This is a genomic window from Mameliella sp. AT18 (assembly GCF_028807275.1).
Taxonomy (GTDB): Bacteria; Pseudomonadota; Alphaproteobacteria; order Rhodobacterales; family Rhodobacteraceae; genus Antarctobacter; species Antarctobacter albus.
This window is the reverse complement of sequence record NZ_JARAMO010000266.1, coordinates 1-5,731: the sequence shown is the minus strand read 5'-3', so window position 1 is coordinate 5,731 and position 5,731 is coordinate 1. Positions and strand designations below refer to the sequence as shown.

The following is a 5,731-nucleotide window of genomic DNA, read 5'->3' as shown; positions in this document are numbered from 1 at the left end:
TCTTTGGTTTGCAAAATACCTCGGGGGAGTCGACCGAAGGGAGGCGGGGGCACGTTAAGGACATGCCTTCGGCATGACGCCCCCCGCAACAGCACGCCCGCCGGGCGTGCTGCCACCGCATCAGTTCACCAGCGTCGCAGCCGCCGCCTGTGCGACGCCTTCGATGCCGAAGAGATTGACCACACCGACCACCATGATCACCGCCGACACCATCAGGAAACCCCAGAGCACCGGCGACTTGCCCCCGTCCAGCGCATCTTCGCGGTCCTGACCAAAGTACATGTAGTAGACGATCCGCAGGTAGTAGAAGGCGCCGATCACCGAGGCGACAACACCCGCCACCGCCAGCCAGGCCAGCCCCGCGTCATAGGCGGCGCGCAGGACGTAGAGCTTGCCGAAGAAACCCACCAGCGGCGGCACACCGGCAAGGCTGAACAGCAGCACCAGCATCGCCAGCGCCTTGCCCGGCTCCTTGGTCGAATACATGCCCAGGCTCTGGATATCCGTCACCGGCTGACCATCACGTTCCATCGACAGGATGAAGGCAAAGGTGCCGACGTTCATGGTGACGTAGATCGCCATGTAGATCAGCATCGCCTGCACGCCCAGCTCGGTCCCGGCGGCCAGTCCCATCAGCGCATAGCCCATGTGGGCAATCGAGGAATAGGCCATCAGGCGCTTGATGTCGCGCTGGCCGATCGCGGCGATCGCGCCCAGGAACATCGACAGGACCGACAAGAGCGCGATGACCTGCCCCCAGTCGCTGGTCGCCTCGCCAAAGGCGTCGTGCATCAGGCGCGCAAACAGGGCCATCGCCGCCACCTTGGGCGCGGTGGCAAAGAAGGCGGTGACCGGCGTCGGAGAGCCTTCGTAGACGTCCGGCGTCCACATGTGGAAGGGCACGGCAGAGACCTTGAAGGCCAGGCCCGCGATCAGCATCGTCAGGCCGATGAGCAGGCCGACCGGCATGTTGCCATCGGTCGCGGTCTGGATGATGCCCGAGAACAGCGTGGTCCCGGCAAAGCCATAGGTCAGCGAGGCACCATAGAGCAGCAGGCCCGAGGAGAGCGCACCCAGCACGAAGTACTTGAGACCCGCCTCGGTCGACCTGGCGCTGTCACGGCGCAGCGAGGCCACGACGTAAAGCGACAGAGACTGCAGCTCCAGCCCCATGTAAAGCGCCATCAGGTCACCGGCGGAGACCATCATCATCATGCCGACAACGGCCAGCGTGATGAGCAGCGGGTATTCGAACCGCAAGAGGCCGCGACGCTGCATGTAGCCTTCGCTCATCAGCAGCACGGCACCGGCGGAGACCAGGATCACCACCTTGGCAAAGCGCGCGAAGCCGTCGTTCACGAACATGCCGCCAAAGGCCACCTGCGTGCCCTCGCCGGTGGTTCCGATCCAGAAGGCCAGCGCCAGGAACAGCGCCGAGGTGATCCAGACCAGCAGCGGTGCCAGCTTGTCCTTGCCCGAGTAGACCGCGCCCACCAGCGCTGCCATCGCAAAGACCGACAGCAGGATTTCCGGCAGGATGATGTTCAGATCGGCCGAGATCATGTCCCGCTCTCCCTCAGTGTTCCGCGACGGCGACTTGCGTGTCGGCCTCTGTGCGGCCGGCAGCGGCAAGCGCCGTGTCGTATTTCGTCACCAGCGCCTCTACCGCGGGGCCGGTCCGGTCGAGGATCGGTGCCGGGTAGACACCCATCCAGATCGTCATGACCACCAGCGGCGCAAAGATCGCCTTTTCACGGGTGGTCATGTCCTTGATGGTCTTCAGGCTTTCCTTGATCAGATCGCCCATGACCACCCGGCGGTAGAGCCACAGCGCATAGGCCGCCGAGAGGATCACGCCAGTGGCCGCGCCCGCAGCCACCCAAGTATTGACCTGGAAAATGCCCATCAGCGTCAGGAATTCCCCGATGAAGCCGGAGGTCCCCGGCAGGCCGACGTTGGCCATCGTGAACAGCATGAAGATCAGCGCATAGGCCGGCATCCGGTTCACAAGACCGCCGTAGGCCTCGATCTCGCGCGTGTGCATCCGGTCATAGATCACGCCGACACAAAGGAAGAGCGCGCCCGAGATGAAGCCGTGCGAAATCATCTGGAAGATCGCCCCGTCCACACCCTGCTGGTTGGCGGCAAAGATCCCCATCGTCACGTAGCCCATGTGCGCGACGGACGAATAGGCGATAAGCTTTTTCATGTCTTCCTGCACCAGCGCCACCAGCGAGGTGTAGATGATCGCGATGACGCTCAGCGTGAAGACGAAGTTCGCCATCACGTCCGAACCGACCGGGAACATGGCCAGCGAGAAGCGCAGAAAGCCGTAGCCGCCCATTTTCAGCAGGATCGCCGCCAGAACGACCGACCCGGCGGTCGGCGCCTGAACGTGCGCCTCGGGCAGCCAGGTATGGACCGGCCACATCGGCATCTTGACTGCGAAGCTGGCGAAGAAGGCGATGAACAGCATGGTCTGCATGCCGCCGATGATCTGAACCCCAAGGATGCTAAAGCTCTCGGAGGCGAAGTTGTGCTTCAACAGCGAGACATCGCAGCCGCCGATACAGGTGGTGCCCGCGTCGGAATACATCGCTACCATCGCCACCAGCATCAGCACCGAGCCGAGGAAGGTATAGAGGAAGAACTTGAAGCTGGCGTAGATGCGATCCTTGCCGCCCCAGATGCCGATGATCAGGAACATCGGGATCAGGCCCGCCTCGAAGAAGAGGTAGAACAGGACCAGGTCCAGCGCCATGAAGACGCCCAGCATCAGGGTTTCCAGCACTAGGAAGGCGATCATGTATTCCTTGACCCGGTGGCTGACGTCCCAGCTGGCGGCGATGACCAGCGGCATCATGAAGGTGGTCAGCATGACGAAGAGTACGCTGATCCCGTCCACCCCCATCCGATAGCTCAGCCCCAGCAGCCATTCCCGCTCTTCCAGCATCTGGAACTCGGTATTGCCTGCGTCGAACTGGAACAGGATGAAGAGCGAGATGACGAAGGTCGCCGTCGTCGCAATCAGCGCAAGCCACTTGGCATTGCGTTGTGCCGCCGCGTCGTCGCCGCGCAGGAACAGGCCCAGGATCAGGGCCGCCAGCGCGGGCAGGAAGGTGACGATGGAAAGCAGGTTGCCCATTAGTGTGCCCCTCCGCTGAGCGTCATCCAGGTGATGAAGACCGCGATCCCGATCACCATCCAGAAGGCATAGGTAAAGATGTAACCGGACTGCGCCCGGCCCGCGAGCCGGGTGAAGAAGGGGATGATCCCCATTGCAAGGCCGTTGATGCCGCCCTTGATGATCGACTCGTCACCGCCCTTCCACAGGATGCGCCCCAGCGCAAAGGCGGGCCGGACGAAGAGGAAGTTGTAGATCTCGTCGATGTACCACTTGTTCAGCAGGAACAGGTACAGCGGGCGCTGGTTCTCGGCCAATTTGACCGGCAGCTTCGGGTTCACGATGTAGAACCAGAAGGCCACGACAAAGCCGATCACCATCGCGATGAAGGGCGAGACCTTGACCCATTTCGGCACATAGTGCGCGTCGTGCAGGACGTGGTTGTCCGCGCCCATGTAGATGGCCCCTGCCCCGGGAGCGGCGACCGCCGCGTGACCGTCCGCCGGTGCGGCGTGATCGTCCCCGTGGTCGGCGGCCGGTGCGGCATGGTCACCGGCGTCCGCCGCCGCCGCATGGCCCGCATCGGCGGCTTCGCCATGCTCTGCCGCCTCCGCGACCGGAATGCCGAAGAACTTGTTGACGTAGTCTTCCTTGCCGAAAAACGACCCGTACCAGATCATCCCCGAGAAGACCGCGCCAAGCGCCAGCACGGCCAGCGGGGCCAGCATGACGGTCGGGCTTTCGTGGGCATGCTCATGCGTGTGCTTGTCGCCGCGCGGCTTGCCGTAGAAGGTCAGGAACATCAGACGCCAGCTGTAGAAGCTGGTGAACAGGGCCGCGATGACCAGTGCCCAGAAGGCAAAGCCGCCGTTGGTGCCGGCATAGGCGCTCTCGATCACGGCGTCCTTGGACAGGAACCCGGCAAAGCCGATGGTGGTCAGTGGGATGCCGACGCCGGTGATGGCCAGCGTGCCGATCATCATCGCCCAGAAGGTATAGGGCAGTTTCTTGCGCAGGCCGCCGTAGTTCCGCATGTCCTGCTCGTGGTGCATGCCGTGGATCACGGAACCGGCCCCCAGGAAGAGCATCGCCTTGAAGAAGGCATGCGTGAAGAGGTGGAACATGGCGACCGAGTAGACGCCCACGCCCGCCGCCACGAACATGTAGCCCAGCTGCGAACAGGTTGAATAGGCAATCACGCGCTTGATGTCGTTCTGCACCAGGCCCACGGTCGCCGCGAAAAAGGCCGTGACTGCCCCTAGGAAGGTGATGAACCCGGTGGCGTTCGGCGCGAATTCCATGATGGGCGACATGCGGCAGACCAGGAAAACGCCTGCGGTGACCATCGTCGCGGCGTGGATCAGGGCGGACACGGGGGTCGGGCCTTCCATCGCGTCCGGCAGCCAGGTGTGCAGGATGAACTGGGCCGATTTGCCCATCGCGCCGATGAACAGCAAGAAGGCCACCAGCTCGGCCGCGTTCCAGCTGGTCCAGAGGAAGGTCAGCTGGGTCTCCGCCAGCTCGGGCGCGGCGGCAAAGATGTCGTCGAACTTGATGCTGTCGGTCAGGAAGAACAGTGCGAAGATCCCCAGCGCAAAGCCGAAGTCGCCGACCCGGTTGACCACGAAGGCCTTGATCGCGGCGGCGTTGGCCGAAGGCTTGCGATAGTAGAAGCCGATCAGCAGGTAGGAGGCGACGCCCACGCCTTCCCAGCCAAAGAACATCTGCACCAGGTTGTCCGAGGTCACCAGCATCAGCATGGCGAAGGTGAAGAACGACAGGTAGGCGAAGAAGCGCGGCTTGTAGCTTTCCTCGCCTTCCTTGAAGTTGTCGTCATGCGCCATATAGCCGAAGGAATACAGGTGCACGAGCGCCGAGACCGTGGTCACGACGATCAGCATGATCGAGGTCAGCCGGTCCAGCCGGATCGACCAGTCGGTCGACAGCGTGCCGCTTTCGATCCAGCGCATGATCTGGATGTGCTGGGTGTCCGGACCGTGGGTAAAGAAGGTGATCCAGGAAAAGGCACAGGCCAGGAACAGCAGGCCGGTGGTGATCCACTGGGCACCGCGGATGCCGGTCAGCTTCCAGCCAAAGCCCGCGATCAGGGCGCCCGCGAGGGGCGCAAAGAGGATGATGCTCTCCATGAGGCTTTAGCCTTTCATCACGTTGACGTCTTCCACGGCGATGGTGCCGCGGTTGCGGAAGAAGCAGACCAGGATCGCCAGGCCGATGGCGGCCTCGGCGGCGGCGACGGTCAGCACGAAGAGGGTAAAGACCTGCCCCACCAGGTCGCCGAGATGGGTCGAGAAGGCGACGAGGTTGATGTTCACTGCCAACAGCATCAGTTCGATGCTCATCAGCAGGATGATGACGTTCTTGCGGTTCAGGAAGAGCCCGAAGATGCCGATGACGAAAAGCACCGCCGCCACCGTCAGGTAATGTTCCAATCCGATCATGTGCGTCCCTCCGGGCGTTTTGCCCGCTTTTGGTCTTCCAAATCGTGCCCCGCGCTGGTGCCGGGGCCCTCTTTCGCTCTTGTGGCCCGTCTCGCTGCGGGCCCTGCGGGGCCTTGCGCCCCCCGTCCCGGACCTGATCCGGGACCTC

Annotated in this window: 4 protein-coding genes; all 4 read right to left on the bottom strand. The window is 63.0% G+C overall.

Annotated elements, in window-relative coordinates; all coding sequences use genetic code 11:
- Positions 1–120: 120 nt before the first annotated feature.
- From nuoN to nuoK, 4 genes are read right to left on the bottom strand one after another with little or no spacing between them, the layout of a single operon-like run.
- Positions 121–1,563, bottom strand: coding sequence for an NADH-quinone oxidoreductase subunit NuoN (gene nuoN, locus PVW46_RS22255; RefSeq protein WP_069211597.1), 1,443 nt, complete (start codon positions 1,561–1,563; stop codon positions 121–123).
- Positions 1,564–1,576: 13 nt separating this feature from the next.
- A complete protein-coding gene (locus PVW46_RS22250; RefSeq protein ID WP_043143637.1) occupies positions 1,577–3,145 on the bottom strand; it encodes an NADH-quinone oxidoreductase subunit M in 1,569 nt (522 codons plus the stop codon).
- Complete coding sequence (gene nuoL / locus PVW46_RS22245) at positions 3,145–5,271, bottom strand: NADH-quinone oxidoreductase subunit L (RefSeq protein ID WP_069211596.1); 2,127 nt, start codon at positions 5,269–5,271, stop codon at positions 3,145–3,147. The genes PVW46_RS22250 and nuoL overlap by 1 nt, the downstream gene beginning before the upstream one ends.
- Positions 5,272–5,277: 6 nt before the next feature.
- Positions 5,278–5,583 (bottom strand): NADH-quinone oxidoreductase subunit NuoK, encoded by a 306-nt coding sequence (gene nuoK / locus PVW46_RS22240; RefSeq protein WP_023849383.1) that lies wholly within the window; start codon positions 5,581–5,583, stop codon positions 5,278–5,280.
- Positions 5,584–5,731: the final 148 nt, after the last annotated feature.